The sequence below is a fragment of the Pseudomonas sp. TE50-2 genome, assembly GCF_040813665.1.
Taxonomy (GTDB): domain Bacteria; phylum Pseudomonadota; class Gammaproteobacteria; order Pseudomonadales; family Pseudomonadaceae; genus Aquipseudomonas; species Aquipseudomonas soli.
Map to the genome: position 1 here is coordinate 4,527,924 of NZ_JBFNXN010000001.1, position 24,209 is coordinate 4,552,132.

General features: G+C 64.7%; 20 protein-coding genes. 10 read left to right on the forward strand and 10 right to left on the reverse strand.

What is annotated here, in order from left to right; genetic code table 11:
- Positions 1 to 31 precede the first annotated feature (31 nt).
- The 5 genes from AAHK21_RS20720 to AAHK21_RS20740 all read left to right on the forward strand — a co-directional run bounded on the left by AAHK21_RS20720 (position 32) and on the right by AAHK21_RS20740 (position 6,206).
- The gene (locus AAHK21_RS20720) at positions 32 to 2,536 is read left to right on the forward strand and encodes a TcfC E-set like domain-containing protein (protein WP_367858208.1); all 2,505 of its coding nucleotides are present in this window, start codon (positions 32 to 34) and stop codon (positions 2,534 to 2,536) included.
- Positions 2,536 to 3,708 (forward strand): hypothetical protein, encoded by a 1,173-nt coding sequence (locus AAHK21_RS20725; RefSeq protein WP_367858209.1) that lies wholly within the window; start codon positions 2,536 to 2,538, stop codon positions 3,706 to 3,708. The genes AAHK21_RS20720 and AAHK21_RS20725 overlap by 1 nt, the downstream gene beginning before the upstream one ends.
- A 115-nt stretch (positions 3,709 to 3,823) precedes the next feature.
- Positions 3,824 to 4,576: a molecular chaperone gene (locus AAHK21_RS20730; protein WP_367858210.1), complete on the forward strand. Its 753-nt coding sequence runs from the start codon at positions 3,824 to 3,826 to the stop codon at positions 4,574 to 4,576.
- A 7-nt stretch (positions 4,577 to 4,583) separates the two neighbouring features.
- On the forward strand, positions 4,584 to 5,249 hold the full coding sequence (locus tag AAHK21_RS20735) for a response regulator (RefSeq protein ID WP_367858211.1): 666 nt from the start codon (positions 4,584 to 4,586) through the stop codon (positions 5,247 to 5,249).
- A 192-nt stretch (positions 5,250 to 5,441) separates the two neighbouring features.
- Entirely contained in the window at positions 5,442 to 6,206 is a 765-nt protein-coding gene (locus AAHK21_RS20740) for a response regulator (RefSeq protein ID WP_367858212.1), read from the forward strand.
- Here the strand turns inward: AAHK21_RS20740 and AAHK21_RS20745 are convergent.
- The gene (locus tag AAHK21_RS20745) at positions 6,151 to 6,303 is read right to left on the reverse strand and encodes a DUF3309 family protein (protein WP_046854586.1); all 153 of its coding nucleotides are present in this window, start codon (positions 6,301 to 6,303) and stop codon (positions 6,151 to 6,153) included. The two genes, AAHK21_RS20740 and AAHK21_RS20745, sit on opposite strands and share 56 nt — an antisense overlap.
- Before the next feature lie 211 nt (positions 6,304 to 6,514).
- Between AAHK21_RS20745 and AAHK21_RS20750 the strand changes: the two genes are divergently transcribed.
- A complete protein-coding gene (locus AAHK21_RS20750; RefSeq protein ID WP_367858213.1) occupies positions 6,515 to 7,327 on the forward strand; it encodes an SDR family oxidoreductase in 813 nt (270 codons plus the stop codon).
- Positions 7,328 to 7,454: 127 nt separating this feature from the next.
- Positions 7,455 to 7,640, forward strand: coding sequence for a carbon storage regulator (locus AAHK21_RS20755; protein WP_367858214.1), 186 nt, complete (start codon positions 7,455 to 7,457; stop codon positions 7,638 to 7,640).
- A 7-nt stretch (positions 7,641 to 7,647) separates the two neighbouring features.
- Here AAHK21_RS20755 and AAHK21_RS20760 read toward each other — a convergent pair whose 3' ends face one another.
- From AAHK21_RS20760 to speB, 6 genes are all read right to left on the reverse strand, one after another.
- Positions 7,648 to 7,875, reverse strand: a complete 228-nt coding sequence (locus AAHK21_RS20760) for a YheU family protein (protein WP_023630058.1) — start codon at positions 7,873 to 7,875, stop codon at positions 7,648 to 7,650.
- A 128-nt stretch (positions 7,876 to 8,003) separates the two neighbouring features.
- Positions 8,004 to 9,188 (reverse strand): osmoprotectant NAGGN system M42 family peptidase, encoded by a 1,185-nt coding sequence (locus tag AAHK21_RS20765; RefSeq protein ID WP_367858215.1) that lies wholly within the window; start codon positions 9,186 to 9,188, stop codon positions 8,004 to 8,006.
- A 95-nt stretch (positions 9,189 to 9,283) separates the two neighbouring features.
- The gene (ngg, locus tag AAHK21_RS20770; RefSeq protein ID WP_367858216.1) at positions 9,284 to 11,029 is read right to left on the reverse strand and encodes an N-acetylglutaminylglutamine synthetase; all 1,746 of its coding nucleotides are present in this window, start codon (positions 11,027 to 11,029) and stop codon (positions 9,284 to 9,286) included.
- A gap of 3 nt (positions 11,030 to 11,032) precedes the next feature.
- Positions 11,033 to 12,820: an N-acetylglutaminylglutamine amidotransferase gene (locus tag AAHK21_RS20775; RefSeq protein WP_367858217.1), complete on the reverse strand. Its 1,788-nt coding sequence runs from the start codon at positions 12,818 to 12,820 to the stop codon at positions 11,033 to 11,035.
- Positions 12,821 to 13,016: 196 nt separating this feature from the next.
- Positions 13,017 to 14,396 carry a sodium:solute symporter gene (locus AAHK21_RS20780; protein WP_046854592.1) on the reverse strand — a complete coding sequence of 460 codons (1,380 nt, stop codon included), beginning with the start codon at positions 14,394 to 14,396 and terminating at the stop codon, positions 13,017 to 13,019.
- Positions 14,397 to 14,597: 201 nt separating this feature from the next.
- Complete coding sequence (speB, locus tag AAHK21_RS20785; protein ID WP_367858218.1) at positions 14,598 to 15,548, reverse strand: agmatinase; 951 nt, start codon at positions 15,546 to 15,548, stop codon at positions 14,598 to 14,600.
- Between the two features lie 224 nt (positions 15,549 to 15,772).
- Between speB and AAHK21_RS20790 the strand changes: the two genes are divergently transcribed.
- The 3 genes from AAHK21_RS20790 (at position 15,773) to AAHK21_RS20800 (ending at position 19,132) form a co-directional block, all read left to right on the forward strand.
- Positions 15,773 to 16,666: a LysR family transcriptional regulator gene (locus AAHK21_RS20790; RefSeq protein WP_046854595.1), complete on the forward strand. Its 894-nt coding sequence runs from the start codon at positions 15,773 to 15,775 to the stop codon at positions 16,664 to 16,666.
- A 140-nt stretch (positions 16,667 to 16,806) separates the two neighbouring features.
- Positions 16,807 to 18,372 (forward strand): PAS domain-containing methyl-accepting chemotaxis protein, encoded by a 1,566-nt coding sequence (locus AAHK21_RS20795; RefSeq protein WP_046854596.1) that lies wholly within the window; start codon positions 16,807 to 16,809, stop codon positions 18,370 to 18,372.
- Between the two features lie 160 nt (positions 18,373 to 18,532).
- A complete protein-coding gene (locus AAHK21_RS20800) occupies positions 18,533 to 19,132 on the forward strand; it encodes a tRNA-uridine aminocarboxypropyltransferase (RefSeq protein ID WP_367858219.1) in 600 nt (199 codons plus the stop codon).
- Between the two features lie 66 nt (positions 19,133 to 19,198).
- Here AAHK21_RS20800 and AAHK21_RS20805 read toward each other — a convergent pair whose 3' ends face one another.
- From AAHK21_RS20805 to AAHK21_RS20815, 3 genes are all read right to left on the reverse strand, one after another.
- Positions 19,199 to 20,554 carry an HlyD family type I secretion periplasmic adaptor subunit gene (locus AAHK21_RS20805; RefSeq protein ID WP_046854598.1) on the reverse strand — a complete coding sequence of 452 codons (1,356 nt, stop codon included), beginning with the start codon at positions 20,552 to 20,554 and terminating at the stop codon, positions 19,199 to 19,201.
- A 55-nt stretch (positions 20,555 to 20,609) separates the two neighbouring features.
- Entirely contained in the window at positions 20,610 to 22,745 is a 2,136-nt protein-coding gene (locus AAHK21_RS20810) for a type I secretion system permease/ATPase (RefSeq protein ID WP_367859013.1), read from the reverse strand.
- 77 nt (positions 22,746 to 22,822) lie between these two features.
- Complete coding sequence (locus AAHK21_RS20815) at positions 22,823 to 24,196, reverse strand: TolC family outer membrane protein (protein ID WP_046857706.1); 1,374 nt, start codon at positions 24,194 to 24,196, stop codon at positions 22,823 to 22,825.
- Positions 24,197 to 24,209 lie beyond the last annotated feature (13 nt).

Sequence of the window (24,209 nt, forward strand, 5' to 3'; positions counted from 1 at the left end):
TGGGGCGAGTCGGGGCTGCATGCAGGCTTCCATGGCAAACTTTCCTCTCTCTCGGGCCTGCCTCTATGGCGGGCTGGCGTTCCTTGCCTGCCTGGCGCGTCCGGTCATTGCCGAGACCGCGACGGGGCGGCTGGCGACCGTGATACCGACCCAAGGCCTGCCACGGGAATTCGAGGAGCACTTCTTCGATGTGCCCCTGGCGGTCCGGGTCGACCTCGACGGCCGCTACCTGGGTGATGCGATGGTGTTGTTATCGCGTGACCAGCAGGTCCAACTGCTCGAATTCACCGATGTCCAGGACAGCCGGGAGCCCGCGGTCATCCGCCGCCGCTGGCAAGAGCGGCTGGCAAGCGGGCGACCGTTGGGCGCCTGTGTCCGGGACTGTGTCGATGGGCTGCGGGCCGTGCATTACAGCCTGGTCAACTCGCAACTGTCGCTGTTGACCCATGATGTCGAACATCAAGGCGGACAGGCCAGGTATCACCAGCAACCTGAGCATGGCAGCTATGGACTATTGCTGCGAAACCAGCTCAACGTGCTGAGCAGCGCGGCCGACACCACGGGGCGCTATGTCCTGCAGGGGCAGGGCAGCGTGGGTAACTGGACGGTGCTGGCCGACGCCCAGGCCGACCGCGGCAGTGACGAGCGCCAGGGTACCCGGCATCGCCTTGATCAGCTCTATGCCGAGCGGGTAAGCGATGAACATTTCTACCGCCTGGGTTACTTCACGCCGTCTGCCCAGGGGCTGAGCCGACAGCCGCGGTTGTTTGGCAGCATGCCTGACACAGCCTTGGGGCTCATGTTGGGCAGCAGCGACAGCCTGCTGATCGAGAACGCCCAACCCAGTAGCACCCCCATCTATGTCACACCCAACCGTCCGGGAGTGGTCGAGATCTATCGCAATGGTGTGTTGATCAACAGTCAACCTGTTCAACCGGGGCTGCAAGCCCTCGATACCCGGGTGCTGCCGGGCGGAATCTACGAAGTCGAGATACGCCTGCTCGAAGATGGCCAGGAGAGCTCACGCAGCGAGGCGTTCGTCTACAAGCCCAGCAATTGGGGTAATACAGACAGCCGTTGGCGTTACAACGCCTACCTCGGGCAGCAGCAGACATTGCTCAGCAACTGGGATGACGGGCGCGAGCAAAGCGTGGCCGCCGGGGTAATGACCAACTACCTGCTGCATCCTCGTGCGGTACTGGGGCTGTCCGCGCAACGCATCGACGACGCCTTTCAGTACGGCACTTCGCTGGATTGGGACGCGCTGGATCGCCTCAAGCTATATGGCAATTTGTATCAGAGCCAAGGGCGAGGTGATGGCTATGACTTGCAGGCCGTGCTTCGTCACGATCAGGGTTCGTTGGTGCTGAGCCACAGCCGCAGTCGCGTCGATACGTCGGCTTCGGTTCGCGAGGCGCTGCGTGGGCAGGATGAGAGCCGGCAGACGTCGCTGTCCTACAACCACCGTATCAGCCCACGCAGCACGGCCACGCTGCGTCTGGCCCATAGCACCGGTACCAACAGTGGCAGTGGGGTCGATCTGGGCTGGGCGTACTACGGGAAGTTGCTGGGATCGGAGGCCAACTGGCGATTTTCGCTGTTCGATCGTCCGGGCTCACTCAGCTCCGGTGAGCAGCGCAACCGCGGGGTCAACGTGACCCTGAGCATGAGCCTGGGCGGGCCGGGGCGTCGGTTGGGAGCGAGCTTGGGCACGCGAACCGCCCGCGATGGTGGCCGTGACCAGAACGCTGCACTGTCCTATCAGCAGGATGTCGACTGGCAGGGGGTGGAGTCGGTCGGCGGCACGCTCACGGTGGACCGTTACGGCACCGGCTACGCCGGCCACGCCCAGTTCCTCAACCAGAACCTGCAAGGGGATGCATACGTACAGTCGTCTTCCTACAACGGCGAACTCAGCGCGGGTCTGAACCTGCAGAGCCTGTTGGCGTTCAGCGCCGCTGGCCTGGCCATGTCGGGGCAGCCGCAGGCGCAGGATGCCGGCCTTATTGTCGAGCTCGCCAGTGACCTGCCCGAGCTAACGCTGCGTGCCGACGATTTCCAGGGGGCGAGTACCTTGCTACGTCCTGGGCGCAACGTCATCCCGGTGACGGCGTACCGCAGCGGCCATGTGCAGTTCGATTTCGACCAGGCTCACGATCCCTCGGCCATCATCCAGCCGTCCAGCCTTGATTACCACCTTAACCGTGGCGGTGTGGACTTCCGGCAGGTCCGCGTGTTGCGCACGGTCACAGTGTTGGGGCGGTTGCTCGATGACCAGGGCCAACCCTTGTCTGGTGCAATGGTGATCAATCATGCGAGCCGCAGTGTCAGTGAGGCTGGAGGGCACTTCGCCGTTCAGTTGAGCCAGTCAACGCCAACCCTGGAAGTCCGCCGGGACGGCCAGACCCTCTGCAATCTGTCGATGGAGCTTGCCGATCACAAGCGCGAGGGTGATGTGCTGCTGGTGGGTGACCTGTCCTGTGGGCAAGAAGGGCTGGCAGCAGTCCAGCCGATGGCGCAAGGAGAAAAGAGTTGATGAAAAATGCTGTTGTGTTTCTGCTCGCCCTGGCCGCCAGCAGCTTGCCATCGGCTTGGGCTGCGCAAGTGACATTGTCGGCTCGTTATCTGGGCGACGCGGCAGGGCACTTCGAGAATACGACGCCCCCGGCGGGTTTTTGCACTCGATGGCCACATATGTGCAGTGTCGACACGGTGGATTTGCCGATTGATTTTCGCAAGACCACCAGCCAAGGCGCGGCGGATCCGCGGGACCGCTTTTTTGTCAGACTTCCCGCGCGTCGAACCGTGACGGTGGTCAATCAATCAACGTTCGAGAGCTTTTCGGTCACTCTCGAGTTCCTGCAAGTAAGCTTGGAGCTGCAGCGCACGCGGGGCGTACCGGAGGTGCCGATCTTCAACATTGAAGGAGGGTGTGCGCTGCGGATCAGCGAGAGTCGGAGCTTTGGAGCCTATGGACGTTTTCTCTGGTCAGTCAACAATCCCTCCGTTCCACAGCCTTGTTACAGCGACTCGAGAAACGGAACCATCGGCGATCAGGTGGAGAGTGATGTCGGGTTGGCCGGTGTGGTCTACAGGCTGATCATGCCCCGGCCAATTGGCATGCCCCAGGGGACATACCGTGGCACCACGGAGTTCACGGTGGGGGCCGACGGCGACTTTGCCTTTGGCAACAGTGCCGTGGATTTCAACGATTCGATACTCACCGTCCATCTGGAGCTGGACGTCAGGCACGACCTCTACCTGCGATTTCCTCCAGGATCCGATCGGGCTGTGCTGGAGCCGCCGGGCGGCTGGCAGGCTTACCTGGGCGGGCGTGGCCTGCCGCCAAGGCTGGAGCGCGATCTGCCGTTCAGGATCTGGTCAACGGGGCCGTTCAAGGTCTACAAGCGCTGCGAGCTCGACATGGGCATGCATTGTGGCATTCGAAATGTTACGAATCATGCCGTACCGCTGGAGGTCGGCCTGTCGCTGCCGAGCAACGTCCAGCATGAGGGTGCCGCCGCCCGACGGATTCCGTTGACCACCGGCGCGCTCGATGCGCCGGTTTTCCTGCCACAACATCTGCTGACCAACCAACCTGGGCAACTGCATTTTCAGGTGGGAGGGGCGGCGGTCAAGGAAATGGCTGCCCATGCAGGCACCACTTACCAAGGTGAAGTGACAGTGGTGTTTGATGCGGACCTTTGAGGGTGAAGATTCACTTGGGAAATTTCTGCAACCTTTTTAGGAAGCGGCGAGCCGCTCCTCTCTGGCGCATGGGTGAACAATGCGCTGCTGCAAGCAATCGATTCAACATTTGTGCATGAGGACCTTTGCCGTGACGCTCCGTTCATACGTGTTAAGCCTACTTGGCCTGTTGCTGTCCCTGCCGTTGCAGGCGGCACCGGCGCTCAATGTAGGAGGGCTCTACGATTACCTCGTCGATGATCGCAGCACACTGCTCAAGCGTTTGCGCAATAGCGGTGACAGCACGGCGTTCGTCAAGGTCAGCGTGGCCGAGCTGGTCTACGACAGCGATGGCACAGTCCGTGAAGTCGACCAGGAGACCCTGCCCATGGAAACCCGCGGACTGATTGCCAGCCCGGCGCGCCTGATCATACCGGCACGAGGCATGCAAGCTGTTCGTTTGCTGTACCGAGGCGAGCGGGTAAGGGAACGCTATTTCCGTTTGCGCTTCATCCCGGTGATGCCCGAACAGAATGACGGTTTTGCCGTGAGCGAGGCTGAAACGCAGCGCTACAAGGAAAGCTTCAAGGCCGGGGTCAACGTGCTGACGGGATATGGAACGTTGTTGTTTGTCACGCCAAGCTCGACCAGTTATCACACGCCAGTGGAGCACAAAAGCGGCCGCATGGTGGTCAGCAACAACGGTAATGCGACGGTAGTGCTGGATCATTTTCGTCAGTGCGATCGCAGCGGCGAAACATGCGATGCAGCCATCAAGCATCACTTGTTACCCGGGCGCACCCGTGAATTTGCCGTGGCAGACGGGCGCATTTACCAGTTCGAACTGCATGAGGGCGTTGAGCGCCGGGATGTGGTGGTGGGGCAATGACTGGCTTATGGAGTTGGCGGCACCAACGTGGGAGGGACCGGTGTACAAAGCGAGAGCGTTAGTGGTGGATGACCACCCCTTTATCCGCACCAGTGTGTGCATGCAGTTGCGTATGGACAACCTGGAGGTAGTCGGGCAAGCGGACAATGGCATCGACGCGGTCGCCATGACGCGTGATCGCAAGCCTGATGTCGTGATCCTTGACCTGTTGCTGCCCGGTCTGGACGGTCTGGAGGTGATCACGCGAATAAAGACGATGACGTGCCCGGCCAAAGTGGTGGTGCTGACCTCGCAGTTGACCGAAAATTTCTCGCTGCGGTGCATGAAGGCCGGCGCTTCAGGGTTCGTCTCCAAGACTGAGGATCTGAAGATCCTGAGCACGGCGATCATGGCGGTACTGGACGGTTATACCTACTTTCCGGATGTCGCCCTGAGCTCAGTCAACCGACGCGAGCTGGAGGCGAGCGAGCCGTATCTGCTTGGCACACTGACCAACCGCGAGCTGATCATTCTGCAGCACCTGGCACGAGGTCTGAGCAACAAGGCCATTGGCGAAGTCATGTTGCTCAGCAACAAGACCATCAGTACTTACAAGACTCGACTGATCGAGAAACTGAGGGTGGGTTCGGTCATCGACATGGCGGACATAGCCCGGCGCAATGGGCTGGTATGACGTGATGAGCAGGCAGTGTGCCGAACTCGGACGTATCCATGCTGAACTGGAGCGTTGGCATAGGCAGCAGCAACAGGGTGCGGTTGGTGATGGAGAGCAACCCTACCTGTGTTACCCACTGAGCCACCTTTGTCACAATCAGGGCTTCACGATCATTCACCGTCAGGTGCGACAGGCCTCGAAATCCTGGTAGTGGACGGTCACCCTGCAAGTCGCCTCATGCTCGAGCTGCAGTTGAAACGATTGGGGCACTCGGTCGCTCTTGTCGATGATGGTCGACAAGCGTTGCGGTTGTGTCTGGCGACACCGTTCGACGTGATATTCAGCGGCCTGAACTTAAGCGGCCTGAAGGGTTGCCAGTGGGTTCGCGCCTTGCGACTGCATGAGCTGCGCCGCAAGCTTTTTCCCCCCTTGATCGTTGGTATCACGGCTCGGCATTGCGATGCGAATTGGGAACGGGGGATGCTCGCCGGCATGGATCACTGTCTGGCAAAGCCGTTGTCCATGACCCAATTGCAAACGTTGTTATGGAGTCATGACAAGTATGGGCTCGGTGTACCCGGCCTTGAAATTACCGAGCTCGAACGCTTGGCTGCCGGTGATGGCGAGGTCATGGGCGAGCTTTTGCAACTGTTGATCGATACGAATACCGATGATCTGCGCGCGCTCAGACAGTGTGCCGTACGCTTTGACCTGCCAGGCATGCACGCGCTTGCGCACCGGATCAGGGGAGGCGTGCGCATGGTCCATGCGCAAAAACTCATCGCGGCTTGCCAGGTGGTCGAGGATCAATGCCTGGCGACGCAGCCGGCGATCGCTATCCTGGCAAACGCCCTTCGAAAGCTTAGCCTTGAAGTGCAACGCCTCGTGATCGGGCTGCGCCGTTGTCAGGCAAACCGCCTCAGATCCGACCGAGCAGCAACAATATCAGCAGGACCACCAGCACCACGCCGATGATGCCGGACGGGCCGTAACCCCAGGAGCGGGAGTGAGGGAAGACCGGTAAGCCACCGATCAGCAGCAGGATCAGGATGATGATGAGGATCGTGGTCATGGCGGAGTCCTTGCGTGATGGAAGGGCTGGAGCGCAGCGGTAGCCGCTTAATGGTTCCGACCGGTGCCCTTGGCTAAAAATTCAATCCGCCTGCCTGGCGATTGAAATACCTGCCGCCCGATACTGGCGTATTCAGCAATTTGATGCCGTACCGGCAGCCAGGGTGTTGTGGCTAGACTCCAGCCATTCCCACTGTTCAAGGCGCTCCACCATGCACAACCGAATGATGATCACTGGCGCTGGCTCCGGCCTTGGACGCGAGATTGCCCTGCGCTGGGCCCGCGAGGGCTGGCAGCTGGCCCTGGCAGACGTCAATGAGGCGGGCTTGCGCGAAACCCTGGCTTTGGTGCGCCAGGCCGGAGGCGACGGCTTCACCCAGCGCTGCGACGTGCGCGACTACAGCCAGCTCACCGCCCTGGCCCAGGCCTGCGAGGAGAAGCTCGGTGGGGTCGATGTGATCGTCAACAATGCCGGGGTGGCCTCGGGCGGCTTCTTCGCCGAGTTGTCCCTGGAGGACTGGGACTGGCAGATCGCGGTCAACCTGATGGGCGTGGTCAAGGGCTGCAAGGCGTTCCTGCCACAGCTCGAACGCAGCCGTGGGCGGATCATCAATATCGCCTCGATGGCAGCGCTGATGCAGGGGCCGGGCATGAGCAACTACAACGTGGCCAAGGCCGGTGTGCTGGCGCTGTCCGAAAGCCTGCTGGTGGAGCTGCGTCAGGTGGAGGTGGCGGTGCATGTGGTGTGCCCGTCGTTCTTCCAGACCAACCTGCTCGACTCTTTCCGTGGGCCGGACCCGGCGATGAAGGCACAAGTGGGCAGGTTGCTGGAAGGCTCGCCGATCAATGCGGCCGACATCGCCGAGTATATTCATGAACGGGTGGCTGCCGACGAGTTCCTGATCCTTCCCCATGAAGCCGGGCGCCAGGCCTGGAAGCTCAAGTGCCAGGCGCCTGAGCGGCTATACGACGAAATGGCGGACATGGCGGTCAAGATGCGGGCAAAGTCACGTAAAGCTAACTAATCAGCGAATTTCTGTAGGCTTTCTTTACCTTCACAAGTAGGAAATGTCTATTTCTGCGGCGAAGGATTGAGTAGGCGAAAGCTGGCGAGGCAGTCTCCGATTTTCCCTTGAGCGAGAGGCAACGGAGATGCTGGTTATCGGACGCGAAGTGGGCGAGGTCATCGTCATTGAGGGGGGCATCAGGATTCAGGTGATGTCGGTGGAGAACGGCCAGGTGCGCTTCGGCATCTCTGCACCTCGAGAGGTGGAGGTGCACCGGGTAGAAGTCTACAAACGTATCAAGGCCATGGAACTGCAGAAGCAGCGGGCCTGACAAGCCGTTACTCCAGCAGTTCCCGCGGTACTTCATGCCGGGCCAGCAACTGGCATTGCTGGCTTTCCAGATCGAACAGGATGAACGCCTGCCCCTTGGCCAGCGCCTGGCGTACCCGCAGCACCCGTGTTTCCAGCGGCGTGTCGTCGCCATTGTCGGTGCCGTCGCGGGTGACGAAGTCCTCGATCAGACGGGTGAGGGTTTCGCTTTCGAGTTGGTCGTGGGGAATCAGCATGGGTTTGGGCAGTGGTGATGGGGATGTGCGCATGCTACGTGAAATCTTTTGTCATGCGCAGTCGATTGGCGCAGGAGGCCTGCGCAGGAGCGGTGCAGCGCCACTCCTGCGGATTGTGCGGATTGCTCTCAGCCCTTGTTGCCCACCAGGCTGTCCACCGCCGGCACCCGGGTGTCGCTTTCCATCTGCGCATCGTGCTCCAGCTGGTGGCTGAAGCGCTCCAGTGAAGCACTGGCCGGTTGCGAGTCGCTGGCGAACACCGGCGGGCTGAGCAGGTAGGCGCTGAGCAGCCGGCTGAGCGCCGCCAGGCTGTCGATATGGGTGCGCTCATACCCATGGGTGGCGTCGCAGCCAAAGGCTACCAGGGCGGTGCGGATATCGTGTCCGGCGGTCACCGCCGAGTGAGCGTCGCTGAAGTAGTAGCGGAACAGGTCGCGGCGCACCGGCAGGTCGCGGTCGCCGGCCAGTTTCAGCAGGTGGCGCGACAGGTGATAGTCGTAGGGCCCGGACGAGTCCTGCATGGCCACGCTCACCGCGTGCTCGCTGGACGCCTGCCCCGGTGCCACCGGTGCGATGTCGATGCCGACGAACTCGCTGACGTCCCAGGGCAGGGCGGCCGCGGCGCCCGAGCCGGTCTCCTCGGTGATGGTGAACAGCGGGTGGCAGTCGATCAGCGGTTGCCGGCCACTTTCGACCACGGCCTTGAGCGCCGCCAGCAACGCAGCGACACCGGCCTTGTCGTCCAGGTGGCGTGCGCTGATATGGCCGCTTTCGGTGAACTCCGGCAAGGGGTCGAAGGCGACGAAGTCGCCGATGGCGATGCCCAGTGCTTCGGCATCGGCGCGGGTGGTGCAGTAGGCGTCCAGGCGCACCTCCACATGCTCCCAGCTGATCGGCATCTGGTCGATGGCGGTGTTGAAGGCGTGCCCGCTGGCCATCAGCGGCAGTACGCTGCCGCGGTACACGCCGGTGTCGGTGAACACGCTGACCCGGCTGCCTTCGGCGAAGCGGCTCGACCAGCAGCCCACCGGTGCCAGGGCCAGGCGGCCATTGTCCTGCAACTGGCGAACGCTGGCGCCGATGGTGTCCAGGTGCGCCGAGACGGCACGGTCGGGCGAGCTCTGGCGGCCCTTGAGGGTGGCGCGAATGGTGCCGCGGCGGGTCAGCTCGAAGGGGATGCCCAGCTCATCCAGGCGTTCGGCGACGTAACGCACGATGGTGTCGGTGAAACCGGTGGGGCTGGGGATGGCGAGCATTTCCAGCAGGACGCGTTTGAGGTAGTCGAGATCGGGTTCGGGGTGTCGTTCGGGCATGAGGATTTCTCCTTGACGCAGTAATGGGCCCTATCGTGGGACCACGCCCATCCCCACGCGACCAGGCGTGGGGACGGGCTTGCCCCGCGATGAATTCAGGCTGGTAGCCGGCTGTGGGGAAACAGCAGGTCGACGAAGCGCTCGGCCGTCGGTTGCGGTTCATGATTGGCCAGCCCGGCGCGCTCATTGGCTTCGATGATCACGTAGTCCGGGTGCTCGGCATCGCGGACCATGAAGTCCAGGCCGACCACCGGGATCTCCAGGGCGCGGGCGGCGCGCACGGCGGCGTCGGCCAGTACCGGGTGCAGGCGCTCGGTGACATCCTCCAGGGTGCCGCCGGTATGCAGGTTGGCGGTGCGGCGCACGGCCAGGCGTTGCCCGGCGGGGAGGATGTCGTCGTAACCCAGGCCAGCGCCTTTGAGCGTACGTTCGGTCTCGTCGTCCAGCGCAATGCGGCTCTCGCCGCCCGTGGCGGCCTGGCGCCGACGGCTCTGCGCTTCGATCAGCGCACGGATGCTGTGCTTGCCGTCGCCGACCACCTGCGCCGGGTGACGGATCGCCGCCGCCACCACTTCGAAGCCGATCACCAGGATGCGCAGGTCGGAGCCGGCATGGAAGCTCTCCAGCAGCACACGGCTGTCGAAACGCCTGGCCTGTTCCACGGCATGGCTGACTTCATCGATTGTCGTGAGGTTGACCGCCACCCCTTGGCCCTGCTCGCCATCGACCGGCTTGACCACCACCGCGCCGTGCTCGTCGAGAAACGCCAGGTTGTCGTCGGCATTGCCCGCCAGCTGTTGCGCTGGCACCTGCAACCCGGCGTTGTGCAGGGCGCGTCGGGTCAGGCGCTTGTCCTGGCACAGGGTCATGGTCACGGCGCTGGTCAGGTCGCTCAACGACTCGCGGCAGCGGATCCGCCGCCCGCCCAGGCTGAGGGTGAACAGGCCGCTGGCGGCATCGTCGACCTGCACCTCGATGCCGCGCCGCAGCGCTTCGTCGACGATGATCCGCGCATAGGGATTGAGCGTCGCTTCAGGGCCAGGGCCGAGAAACAGTTGCTGGTTGATACCGTTCTTGCGCTTGATGGCGAAGGTCGGCAGGTTGCGAAAGCCGAGCTTCTTGTACAGCCGCTTGGCCTGGCGGTTGTCGTGCAGCACCGACAGGTCGAGGCAGGCCAGGCCGCGGCTCATGAAGTGCTCGATGAGGTGGCGTACCAGCACTTCGCCGACGCCGGGCCGCGTGCACTGCGGATCCACCGCCAGGCACCACAGGCTGCAGCCGTGCTCGGGGTCGTCGAAGGCCTTGCTGTGGTCCAGGCCCATGACACTGCCGATCACCGCCTGGCTGTCCTCGTCCTCGGCCAGCCAGTACACCGGCCCGCCGAGCTCGCGCGGGGTGAGCAGCTCGGGGTCGACCGGGAGCATGCCACGGGCCTGGTACAACGTGTTGATTGCCTGCCAGTCCGCCGTGCCCTGCGCCCGGCGGATGCGAAAGCCGCGGAACACCCGTTGCGCGGGGCGGTAGTCGGTGAACCACAGGCGCAAGGTGTCGGAAGGGTCGAGGAACAATTGTTGCGGGGCCTGGGCCAGCACCTGCTGGGGCGCCGCGACATACAGCGCGATGTCGCGCTCGCCCGCCTGCTCCTGCAACAGGTCTTCGGCCAGGCTGAGCGGATCGGGGTAGGTATGCCCGATCAGCAGTCGCCCCCAGCCACAGTGCAGCGCCCGTGGCCGGTCGTGAGGCTCGCTGCCATCACCGGCCAGGCGCGCCTGCAGGCGCTCGTAGGACGGCGCCTGGCCACGCAGCAAGCGCTGGCCGTAGGCGATCTCGTGGGCTTTCATCGGTCAGATTCCTTGTTCGCTGAGCCACAGGTTCAGGGCCGCCAGTTGCCACAGCTTGGAGCCGCGCAACGGCGTGAGCTGGCCGTGGGGATTGCTCAGCAGGCGGTCGAGCATGGCCGGGTGGAACAGGCCGCGATCCTGGCTCGGGTCGGTCAGCAGCTCGCGCACCCAGCCCAGGGTGGCGCCTTCCAGGTGCTTGAGGCCGGGTACCGGGAAGTAGCCCTTCTTGCGGTCGATCACCTCGTGGGGGATGACCCGCCGCGCCGCCTGCTTGAGCACCTGCTTGCCGCCGTCAGGCAGCTTGAAGCGCGCCGGGATGCGCGCCGACAGCTCCACCAGGCGGTAGTCGAGGAACGGCGTGCGCGCCTCCAGGCCCCAGGCCATGGTCATGTTGTCGACCCGCTTGACCGGGTCGTCCACCAGCATCACCGTGCTGTCCAGGCGCAGCGCCTTGTCCACTGCGTCCGGTGCGCCGGGGCGGGCGAAGTGTTCGCGCACGAAGTCGCCGGCAGCGTCGGTGTCGAGCCGCCAGGGCGCCTGCACGGTGTCGCGGTACTCGGCGTGGCTGCGGTCGAAGAAGGCCTGGCGATAGGCCGCGAAGGCATCCTCGGCGCCATCGACCTGCGGGTACCAGTGGTAGCCGGCGAACAGTTCGTCGGCGCCTTGGCCGCTCTGTACGCCCTTGCAATGCTTGGCCACTTCTCGCGACAGCAGGTAGAAAGCGATGCAGTCGTGGCTGACCATCGGTTCGCTCATGGCGCGGAATGCCGCCGGCAGTTGCTCGATGATCTCGTGCTCGGCGATGCGCAACTGGTGGTGACGGGTGCCGTAGTGCCGGGCGATCAGGTCGGAGTACTGGAACTCGTCGCCGCGTTCGCCGCCGGCGTCCTCGAAGCCGATGGAAAAGGTCGACAGGTCATCCACCCCGGCCTCGCGCAACAGGCCGACCAGCAGGCTGGAATCGACACCGCCGGACAGCAGCACGCCGACATCCACCGCCGCGCGCTGGCGGATGGCCACGGCGTCGCGGGTGGCGTCGAGCACGCGGCTGGTCCAGCCCTCCAGGTCGAGTTCGCGCTCGTCCGGGTTCGGGCCGTAGTGCAACTGCCACCAGGTCTGGCGCTCGACTTCGCCATGGCGGTCGACGCGCATCCAGGTGCCGGGTTCGAGCTTCTGCACATTGGCCAACAGGGTGCGCGGCGCGGGCACCACGGCGTGGAAGTTCAGGTAGTGGTTGAGCGCGACGGGGTCGATCACCGGGTCGATATCGCCGCCCTTGAGCAGCGCCGGCAAAGTCGAGGCGAAGCGCAGGCGCTCGCCGTTGCGTGACAGGTACAGGGGTTTGACGCCCAGGCGGTCGCGGGCCAGGAACAGGCGCTGGTTGTCGCGCTCCCAGATGGCCAGGGCGAACATGCCGTTGAGCTTGGGCAGCAGTGCCGCGCCCCAGGCGTGATAGCCCTTGAGCAGCACTTCGGTGTCGCCGTCCGACCAGAAGCGGTAGCCCAGGTCTTGCAGTTCCTGGCGCAGCTCGGGGAAGTTGTAGATGGCGCCATTGAAGGCCAGGGCCAGGCCCAGATCATTGTCGACCATGGGCTGCGCCGAGCCGTCGGACAAGTCCATGATCTTCAGGCGGCGATGGCCGAGGGCGATCGGGCCCTGGCTATGGAAGCCCCAGGCGTCGGGGCCGCGGGGCGCCAGGTGGTGGGTGATGCGCTCCACCGCGGCGAGGTCCGCCGGGCGAGGTGCTTGGTCGATGGGGGTAAAACGTAACTCTCCTGCTAATCCGCACATAAGTCCTTACCGGTTTTGCCGTTGGGGAGGGTGTGCCGCGAAAGTGGGCACTTAGGTAGTGACCGGGGCAGGAAGTGAGAGTTTTAGATCAATCCGTTATATAGGGTGAATGGTCGTCGGAGTCGGTTATGGGCCTTTCGCTGGCAAGGCGGCACCTGTGGAAGGGGCCGCCTTACCGGCGATGACGCTTGGCGTGTCAGGCCAGGTTCACCGTTGCCACTGGCTTGCGTGACGCCAGGCTGACCAGCACGAAGCTCGCCAGGCCGATCGCCAGGCTGTAGTAGATCGGCGAGTTGGCGTCCAGGCCGTCCTTGAACATGAAGAACAACGCGGTGGCGAAGCCCAGCGTCATGCTGGCGATGGCCCCGGCGGTGGTCGCGCGCTTCCAGAAGATCGCGCCCATCAGCGGGATCAGCATGCCGCCCACCAGCAGGTTGTAGGCCAGGGTCAGGGCGCTGATCACATCGTTGACCGCCAGGGCGATGCCCAGCACCACCAGGCCGGTGAGCAAGGTGAACAGGCGGTTGATGCCCAGGCTCGACTGCTTGCCGCCACGCAGCTTCGGCAGCAGGTCTTCGGTCAGGGTGGTGGAAGCGGCCAGCAGGCCGGCGCTGGCGGTGGACATCATCGCGGCCAGGGCGGCGGCCATCAGCAGGCCACGGATGCCCTCGGGCAGCTGGCCCTTGATCATCTCGGCGAAGGCGTTGTTCGGGTTGGCAAGGTCGGGCATCAGTACATGGGCGGCCATGCCGATCAGGGCGCAGGCCAGGCCGTACAGCACGCAGTAGACACCGGCGGTGGTGCCGGCGCGCTGGCAGACCTTCTCGTCACGGGCGGTGAACACCCGCTGCCAGATGTCCTGGCCGATCAGGATGCCGAAGAAGTAGATCAGGAAGTAGGTGATGATGGTGTCCCAGCCGATGGTGGTCCAGCTGAAGCTGGCCGCCGGCAGCTTGGCCACCAGGGCATCCCAGCCGCCGGCCTTGTACAGGCACACCGGCAGCAGGATGAACATCAGGCCCACGGTCTTGATCACGAACTGGACGATGTCGGTCAGGGTCAGCGACCACATGCCGCCGATGGTCGAGTACACCACTACCACGCCGCCGCCAAACAGCAAGGCCATCCAGAACGGCACGTCGAGCAATACCTGCAGCACGGTGCCCATGGCCAGGGTCGAAGTCACCGCGATCATCAGCGCGTAGGCAAGCATGATCGCCGCGCTGGCCTGGCGGGCCATCGGGTTGTAGCGGCGCTCCAGCACCTGGGTCACGGTGAAGATCTTCAGGCGCAGCAGCGGCTTGGCCAGGAACAGGTTGAGGGCGATGATCCCCAGGCCCAGGGCGGCGCACAGCCAGAAGCCGGAGATGCCGTGTACATAGCCCAGGCGCACGGTGCCGACGGTGGAGGCGCCGCCGAGCACGGTGGTGGCCATGGTGCCCATGTACAGGGTCGGGCCGAGGTTGCGCCCGGCCACCAGGTAGTCTTCGTGGGTCTTCGCGCGCCGCATGCCGTACCAGCCAAGCGCGAGCATGCCGGCGGCATAGATCAGTACAACGATGATGTCCAAGGCCATTGGGGGTCTCCCGATTATCTTTATTATGGCGAGATCGGCCGTCCGGACGGTGCAAGGCGCCCGGCGGTTCTGTCTTGTGTTGGCGGGCCTCTATGGCCCTCCCGAATGGCTCCTGCCGGGGTGTTTCTATGCTGGCGTCGTGACGTCTTCATCGCTGGCAAGCCAGCTCCCACAGGAAGCCGGCTTGCCAGCGATGAGGTATCAGCGGCGTACCACCCCTGGCAGCACGCAGAGCATTTCGAACAGCAGGTTGGCACCCAGCAACGAGGTGTTGCCGGTGGTGTCGTAGGGTGGGGAAACCTCGACCAGGTCGCAGCCGATCAGGTCCAGGCCGTGGCAGCCGCGGATGATCTCCATCGCCTGGATGGTGGTCAAGCCGCCGATCTCCGGGGTGCCGGTGCCGGGCGCCCAGGCCGGGTCGATGCCGTCGATGTCGAACGACAGGTACACGGGGCCGCCACCGACTTTCTCGCGCACTTCGGCCATCAGCGGCGCCAGCGACTTGTGCCAGCACTCCTCGGCCTGCACCACGCGAAAGCCCTGGCGGCGGCTCCAGTTGAAGTCGTCGGCGGTGTAGCCCTGGGCGCGCAGGCCGATCTGCACCACGCGGTCGCAATCGAGCAGGCCTTCTTCCACGGCGCGGCGGAAGGTGGTGCCGTGGGCGATCTTCTCGCCGAACATGTGGTCGTTGACGTCGGCGTGGGCATCGATGTGGACCAGGCCGATCTTGCCGTGCTTCTTGTACAGGGCACGCAGGATCGGCAGGGTGATGGTGTGGTCGCCGCCCAGGGTCAGCGGGGTGACATTGTGCTCGACGATCTCGTCGTAGGCCTCTTCGATGATGCGCACGGCGTCGAGCAGGTTGAAGGTGTTGATCGCCACGTCACCGATGTCGGCCACCGACAGCGAGTCGAACGGGGCGGCGCCGGTGGCCATGTTGTAGGGGCGGATCATCACCGACTCGGCGCGGATCTGCCGCGGGCCGAAGCGGGTGCCGGAACGCAGCGAGGTGCCGATGTCCAGCGGCACGCCGATGAACGCGGCATCCAGGCCTTCGGCGCTTTGCAGGTGGGGCAGGCGAAGCATGGTGGCGATGCCGCCGAAACGCGGCATTTCGTTGCCGCCCAGTGGTTGGTGGAGAATCTTGTCCACGGTGGGCCTCATCAGTCGGTCGATTGTTCTGTTTGTTCGAACCTGTGCCGCCGCGCGCCTGGATCATCTGGTCATGCTGGCGGGCAGGGACATTTCGCCGCAGTCTGCGCAAGGTAGTGGTCGGGAAGAATCGCTACCGACAAATACTTACTTCAGGATTCTCTGAACTATCGGCCGGCAACCGGGTTAGACTCTGGCGATTTCCACCCTGCGGACCCTGCGCCATGGCCTCATCGCTGCCCGACCTGAAACTGCTGCGCATCTTCGCCAGCGTGGTGCGCCACCAGGGGTTCGCCAATGCCCAGCGTGACCTCAACCTGTCGACCTCGGCGATCAGCACCTACATGAGCCAGCTGGAAAGCGCCCTGGGCATCGTGCTTTGCCACCGTGGCCGGGGCGGCTTCAGCCTGACCAGCAAGGGTGAACTGTTCCACCAGGAGACCTTGCGCCTGCTCGGTGAGCTGGACGGTTTCGAACAGTACGCCGCGGCGCTCAAGGGCGAGCTGCGCGGCACCCTCAACCTGGGGGTGATCGACTCCACCGTTGGCGACAGCGCCCTGCCGCTGGCCGAGGCCATCGGCGCCTACAGCCAGGAACACCCGGCGGTGCACCTGCACCTGTCGGTATCGAGCCCCTACGAACTGCAACTGGGGGTGCAGGACAACCGCCTGGACCTGGCCATCGGCGCGTTCTCCTCGCGCATGAGCGGGCTGGTCTACCAGCCGCTGTACCGCGAGCAGCACTGGCTGTATTGCAGCAGTCGTCACGCGCTGTTCGGCGAGCGGCGCATTCCTGAGCCGGTGATCACCCAGCAGCGCATGGTCGGACGGGGCTACTGGAGCCAGGCCGAGCTGGCCAGGCATGGTTTCAAGCACAGCGCGGCCACCGTGGAGAGCATGGAGGCGCAGTTGATCCTGATTCTCTCCGGCGCCTACATCGGCTACCTGCCCGAGCACTACGCCCAGGCCTGGGTCGACAAGGGCGACCTGCGCGTGCTGTCGCCGGCCACGTTCGGCTACCAGGCGCCGTTTTCCCTGATCATCCGCCGTGGCCGCAGCCGGGAACCGTTGATCCAGACCTTCCGCGACCTGCTCAAGAGCCAGCTCAACGTAGGCTGAGGCCTGTCGCGTTGTGAACATTCCGTCAGGGCGGGCGAATTTCCTACAAAACTTGACCGCTGGGATGCTGGCCTTCTGCTAAATATCTACTTGCTTTGATGATTTTCCCACTCATCTGGATAAGCAAGGGATCGCCAACGATGCGCATGAATTTGCCCGTCACCGAGCACGAAAGAACCTTTCCCCAAGACCAGCGGCTGATCTCCACCACCGACCTGAACAGTCGCATTACCTATTGCAACGACGCATTCGTGGCCATCAGCGGCTTCACCTACGACGAACTGGTCGGCCAGCCACACAATCTGGTGCGTCATCCCGACATGCCGCCGGCGGTCTTCGGGCATATGTGGGACACCATCAAGCAAGGCAAGCCGTGGATGGGCGTGGTCAAGAACCGCGCCAAGAACGGCGATTTCTACTGGGTCAGCGCCTACGTCACGGCGGTGTACGAGAACGGCCGCATCAGTGGCTACGAATCGGTGCGCTCGGTGCCGAGCCGGGAGCAGATTCGCCGGGCGGAGAAGCTGTATGCCCGTCTGCGTGCGGGGCGCTCGCCGGTAGCGCTGGCGGCGCGCTTGGGGCATGGCATCGGCCATGGCTGGCCGCTGATCGGTGCGGGCCTGCTATCGGCCGCCGCCTACCTGTGGTTGCCCCCCTATGCGGCGCTGGGGGTGCTGATGGCCAGCCTGCTGGCGGCCTGGTACGTGGTCGAGCACCGGCAGAACCAGTCGATCCGCCGTACTCTCGAAGAGCACCCCAAGGCCTTTACCAGCCCGCTGGTGGCCCTGACCTACAGCGACAACCCCGGCCTGCAGGGCCAGCTCGACCTGGCCATCATCAGCGAAGAGGCGCGCCTGCAGACCGCGCTGACCCGCCTGGTGGATGCCGGTGTCGGGGTCAAGTCACGGGCCGCGCAGTCCGCCGGGCTGTCCGATGCCCAGGCGCAGATGCTCGACCGCCAGCGCAGCGAGACCGACCAGTCGGCCACCGCCATTGCGCAGATGGCGGCGACCATCCAGCAGGTGACCCATAACGTGCAGACCACCGCCCATGCGGCCAGCGACGCCGACCAGCTGGCCCAGCAGGGCAGCGACCTGGCGCAGCAGAGCCTGCGCGCCATGGGCAGCATGAACGAGGCGGTCAGCGACATCGGTCAGGCAGTCAATGCCCTGGCCGAGCAGACCCAGTCCATCGGCAGCGTGGTGGATGTGATCACCTCGATTGCCGAGCAGACCAACCTGCTGGCGCTCAATGCCGCCATCGAGGCGGCGCGGGCCGGCGAGCAGGGCAGGGGCTTCGCCGTGGTGGCGGACGAGGTGCGGTCGCTGGCGCAGCGCACCCGCGCCTCGACCGAGGAGATCCACCACATCATCTCCACCCTGCGTTCCGGTGCCGACCGTGCGGTGGCCAGCGCCAGCCGCGGGCAGCAGATCTCCAGCGACAGCGTGCACAGCGTCGAGGCGGTGCAGGAGGCGTTGGCGGGGATCGCCCAGGCCATCAGCCGCATCACCGGCATGAGCCAGCAGATGGCCACGGCGTCGGAGCAGCAGAGCCATGTGGCCGAGGATATCAACCAGCAGATCGTGCGCATCGCCCATTTGTGCGACGAGAGCGCGGGGCAGGCCAAGCAGGGCGCCGAGATCAGCCAGGACCTCGAGCGCATGGCGGAGTACCTGCACAGCCTGGCGGAGCGGTTCAACCGCTGATGCCCGTTGCCTTCATCGCCGGCAAGCCGGCTCCCACAGGGACAGCGCAAGGCTTGAGGTTCGCGCGGTCGGTGTGGGAGCTGGCTTGCCAGCGAAAGGCCCGCAAAGCGGGCCCAAATTTCCAGCCTGTGGCAAAATCCCTCCGCCAACGGAGACTCCCATGCCCAGACCTCGCTGCGAGCGCTGCCAGCGCCCGCTCGCCCACTGCCTCTGCCCACTGATCCCGCACCTGGAAAGCCGTACCCGCGTGGTCGTGCTGCAACACCCCAGTGAAACCGCCCACGCCCTGAACACGGCTCGCCTGGCGGCCCTTGGGTTAGCGAATGCAGAGTTGCGGATCGGCGAGGTTTTCGATGACCTGGCGACCTTGCTGGCGACACCGGGTTATCGCCCGGTCCTGTTGTTCCCGGGTGATGAGGCAGATGTCCTGCAGGCATACGGGCAGGGTGATGATCTGCCGTTGCTGCTGATCGTACCCGACGGCACCTGGCGCAAGGCACGCAAGATGCTCTACCTGAACCCGCAGCTGGAAGCGTTGCCACGGGTGACGCTGGGCGAAGTCCTGCCATCGCGCTACCGGTTGCGCAAGGCACCTGAACCAGGCGCCGTATCCACCCTCGAGGCGATCGTGCAGGCGCTGAACGTGCTGGAAGCGCCTGCTGGCTTCGATGCGTTGTTGCGCCCGTTCGAGGCCTTGATCGACGGGCAGATCGCAGCCATGGGCGCCGAAACCTTCGAGCGTAATCACGGCCAGGGGTGATCAACTGGTTGGCTGTGCCGGCCTTATCGCGGGGCAAGCCCGCTCCCACTGATATTCAGATCGCGCTCAGCGTTCGCGCAACGCCTCTGTCCGGGCCTTCATCACCGGCTTCAACAGATAGTCCAGCACGCTCTTCTGCCCGGTAATGATGTCCACCGTGGCGACCATCCCCGGGATGATCAGCAGAGGCTTGTTGTCGCCCCCCAGGTGGTTCTTGTCGGTGCGCACCTGGATCAGGTAGAACGCATTGCCCTTGTCGTCGGTGACGGTGTCCGCGCCGATCAGTTCCAGCTTGGCCTTGAGCCCGCCATAGATGGTGTAGTCGTAGGCGCTGAACTTGACCATTGCGGTCTGCCCCGGGTGCAGGAACGCCACGTCCTGCGGCCTTACCTTGGCCTCGATCAGCAGGTTGTCCTCGATCGGCACGATCTCCACGAGGTCGCTGCCCGGCTGTACCACGCCGCCGATGGTGTTGACCTTGAGCAGCTTGACGATGCCGCGCACCGGCGACACCACGGTGGTGCGGTTGACCCGGTCGTCGATGGCGATGCTGGTGGCGGTAATCTTCGACAGTTCGGTGCGCTTGTCGTTGAGCTCCTTGGCGGCGTCGGAGCGAAAGCTTGCGTCCGATTCCTGGATCTTGCTGCGGATCTCGGCGATCGCCGCTTCGGCGCGGGGTATGGCCAGGTTGGTCGCGTTCAGCTGGCCGCGCGCCTCGACGCTGCGCTGCTTGAGGCGCAGGATCTCCACCGGGGAGATGGCGCCCTTGCTCACCAGCGGCGAGGACATGTCCAGTTCCTGTTGCAACAGGCCCACTGCCGAGCGGTACTGGTCGACCTTGGAACGGAACTCGGCCAGCTCCTGGGTCTTCTGCCGCAGTTGTTCGTTGAGGGTCTGCTTCTCGCTGGTCAGGCGGCGCTGGCGCGATTCGTACAGCGCGGCCTCGTCCTCGGCCACCTGTGGCGCCTTGGCGCGGACTTCGCTCGACAGCACGAAGGGGCGGCCTTCGGACTCGGCCGACAGGCGTTCCACCTGCGCGCTGAGGGCGTAACGGTCGGCCTCGCTTTCACCCTTGTTCGACTTGAAGCGCGTGTCATCCAGGCGCAGGAGGGTGGCGCCCTTGTCGACCATCTGCCCCTCGCGCACGAAGATCTCGGTGACGATGCCGCCTTCGAGGTTCTGCACTACCTGCACCTTGCTCGACGGGATGGCCTTGCCTTCGCCGACGGTGACTTCATCGAGCACCGCGAAGTTGGCCCAGACCAGCGCCACCAGCAGCAGGATCGCCGCCAGCCACACGGTCAGGCGCGACAGGCTGGGCGACTCCTGCAGGGTGGCGCCGGCCAGCTCTGGCATATAGTCGCGTTCGGCGCGGCTGTCGCCGCCCTGGAGGTAACTGCGCACGCTGTGGCTGATGGGCATGTTCTACCTCCGATGCGGGCCGGGCCCGCTCCCACAGGGGTTCAACAGTGTTGGTTCACAGCGCCGCGCCGATACGGCCCTTGCGCAGCGCGTCGATGACCGCATCCTTCGGCCCGTCGGCAACGATCTTGCCGTTGTCCAGTACCAGCAGCCGATCCACCAGGCTGAGCATCGAGGTGCGGTGGGTGACCAGCAGCAGGGTCTTGCCGGGCACCCAGTTCAGCAGGCGCTGGCGCAGCTGTTCCTCGCTGCTGTTGTCCATGTGGCTGGTGGGCTCGTCGAGTATCAGGATCGGCGGCTCCAGCAGCAGGGCCCGAGCCAGCAGGACGGCCTGGCGCTGGCCGCCGGAGAGCAGCTGGCCGCGCTCGCCCACCGGGCGGTCGAAGCCTTGCGGGTGCTGGCGGGCCAGCTCGCTGACACCGGTCAGCTCGGCCACCTCGAGCATGCGCGCATCGCTGACGTGCCGTGCGCCGAGGGTGAGGTTGTCGCGCAGGCTGCCGGCCAGCAGCGGCAGGTCGTGTGCCACGTAGCCGAGCTGGCTGCGCAGGTCACTGATATCCAGTTGGCGCAGGTCGAGGTTGTCCAGCAGTACCTGGCCTTCGTCGGGGTGATGGAAACCCATCAACAGCCGGGCGAGGGTGCTCTTGCCCGAGCCGCTGCGGCCGATGATGCCGATGCGCTCGCCCGGCTTGAGGGTGGCGCTCACATCGTTGAGGGCTGGCGCCGTTTGCCCGGCATAGCGGAAGGTGGCGTGGTTGATGGTGATGCCACCTTGCAGCGCGGTGTGCTCCAGCGCCTGGTGCTCGGCCTCGCGCTCCTGGGGCAGGCTCATCAGGGCGTCGGTGCTGCGCATGGTCAGCTGGGCCTGCTGGTAGCGGGTGATCAGCCCGGCGATCTGGCCGAGCGGGGCGAGCACCCGGCTGCCGAGCATGTAGCTGGCCACCAGCGCGCCGACGCTGAGGTTGCCGGCGATGATGCTGTACACCCCGGCGACGATCGTCGCCATGCCGCAGAACTGCTGGATGAACAGCGTGCCGTTGCTGGCCAGCGACGACAGGTTGCGGGCATGGGCGTCGAGGCGGGCGATGGCGCCGTTGGTGTGTTCCCACTGGTATTGGCGTTCGCTTTCGGCGCCGCAGGCCTTGAGGGTTTCCAGGCCGCCGAGGGTTTCGATCAGCAACGCCTGGCGCACCGCGCCGAGGCTCAGGCTTTTTTGCACGGTGTCGCGCAGGCGCACCTGGATGAACAGCGCCAGGCCTACCGCCAGCGGGAAGGCAATCAGCGGGATCACCACCAGCCAGCCTCCGAGCAGGCCGATCACCAGCAGCATCAGGGCCACGAACGGCAGGTCGATGATGCTGGTCAGGGTGACGGCGGTGAGGAATTCGCGCAGCCCCTGGAAGTCATGGATGCTCTGGGCGAAGCCGCCGATGGTGGCCGGGCGCGCCTTCATGCTCATGCCGGTGATGCGTTCGAACAAGGTGGCGGAGAGAATCAGGTCGGTCTTCTTGCCGGCCTGGTCCAGCAGGTGGGCACGGACCATGCGCAGCACCAGTTCGAAGGCGGTGCCGATGAACAAGCCGGCGACCAGCACCCACAGGGTGGACAGCGCCTGGTTGGGGACCACGCGGTCGTAGGTCTGCATGACGAACAGCGGCACCATCAGGCCCAGCAGGTTGATCAGCAGGCTGGCCAGCAGGGCATCACTGTACAGCCAGCGGGAGTGGCGCAGGGTGTCGCGGAACCAGGCGTTGACCCGCGGGATCAGCGGTGCGCGCACGTCCTCCAGGGTATGCCGGGGGCGGGCGAACAGGGCCTGGCCGCTGTAGGCCTGCGCCAGGGCTTCGCGCTCGACCCACTGCTCACCGCCTTCGGCCTCGCAGGGCAGCAGCAATGCCCGGCCGTTTTCGCCCCAGCGTTGCAGCACGGCGCTGCGGCCATCATCGAGGATCAGCAGCACCGGCAGGTTGAGTGGGGAAATGGCGTCCAGGTCTCGCCGCAGCACGCGAGCCTGCAACCCGGCGCGTGCGGCGGCGCGGGGCAGCAGGCCCAGGGCCAGGCGTTGCTCGGCCAGTGGCAGGCCACTGCACAGGCTGGCACGGCTGGCCGTGCAGCCATGCAGCTTGCACAGGATCAGCAGGCCATCGAGCAACGGATCATCAACATCCAGGCGCGGTTGCGCGCTTTGCATACTGGTCACGATGGCCTACTCCTGCCGCGGTGGACGGGAAATGGGCGCTGGCGAAAAGTCCCTTGTCTCGTCAGAACCTAACGCATGTCAGGCAACTTCGCCTCGTTGCGCACTTCGGTCTTGGCGATGGCTTCCGGCGGCAGCGAGATACGCTGCTTGCTCAGCAGCTCGCCCATGGTCGCCAGGACCCGGTACATGGAGAACTCTTCGGTATAGCGCACCTCGGTGTAGCGACGGTTGGCGTTGTACAGCTCGTTCTCGCTGTCGAGCACGTCGAGCAGGGTGCGCTGGCCCAGGCCGAACTGGTCCTGGTAGGCGGCACGCACGCGCTGGGTGGTCTCGGCGTACTCGCGGGCGCTCGGGGTCTGCTTGCGGGCGTTGTTCATCGCGTTCCAGGCCAGGCTGAGGTTTTCGTTCAGCTCGCGCAGGGCATTGTTGCGGATGTCCATCGCCTGGTTGATCTTGTGCGCGTCCGACTGCAGGCGGGCCTTGTCGCTGCCGCCGCGGAACAGGTTGTAGCTGAGCTCGACGCCGGCCTGCCAGTCATTGTTGTCATGCCCTTTCTGGCCGCCGATGTTGTTGTTGGCACCCGTGGCCAGCACTGCATCCAGGCGCGGGTAGAAGGGCGACTTGGCCACTTCGTACTGCTGCTCGGCGGAGCGCACGTCAGCCTGCGCCGACTTGAGGTAGGGGTTGTTCTCCAGCATGCCCTGGCGGGCATTGAGCAGGTCGCCCGGCACTTCGCCCTTGATCGTGACGGGTGTTTCCAGCTCATCTGGCAGGCGCCCGACTACGCTGTAGAAGTTGGCCTCGGCGTCGGCCAGGTCGACCTCGGCGGTGTCCAGGTTGTTTTCGGCCAGGGCGCGACGGGCGCGGGACTGGTCGAGGTCAGCGGTGCTGCCCACGCCGCGTTCGCTGCGCAGGCCGATCTGGTCGTTGACCCGCAGGTGGGCTTGCAGGTTGTTCTTGGCCAGGGTTACCAGTTCACGGCGCTTGAGCACTTCGAGGTAGACCTCGATGGCACGCAGGGCGATGCTCTCGGCGGTGGCCTGGGTGTAGTAGGCGCGCGAGGTGGCCACCGCTTCGGTGCGGGCGACCTCGTTGGAGGTATTGAAGCCGTCGAACAGCATCTGCCGCAGACGCAGCTCGGATTGGGTGTAGTTGAGCGTTTCCTTGTTGTGGTTACGCGTGCCGTCCGGGTTGAAGCCGCGGGTGTTGGTGTTGTCCGAACGTTGCCGGCCGTAGCCTGCGACCAGATCGACGGTTGGGTAGTACCCCCCGCGGGCGAACTTCACATCCTCGTCGGCCGATAGCCTGCTGTTGCGGCTGGCACTGATCTCGGGATGCTGGTCCACGGCGTTCTGGACAGCCTCGGTAATCGACATCGCCTGACTGTTGGCACACGCCATGGCCAACAAAATCGCACTGGTGATGGGGGTTAAAGCGCGCATGGGGTACATCTCC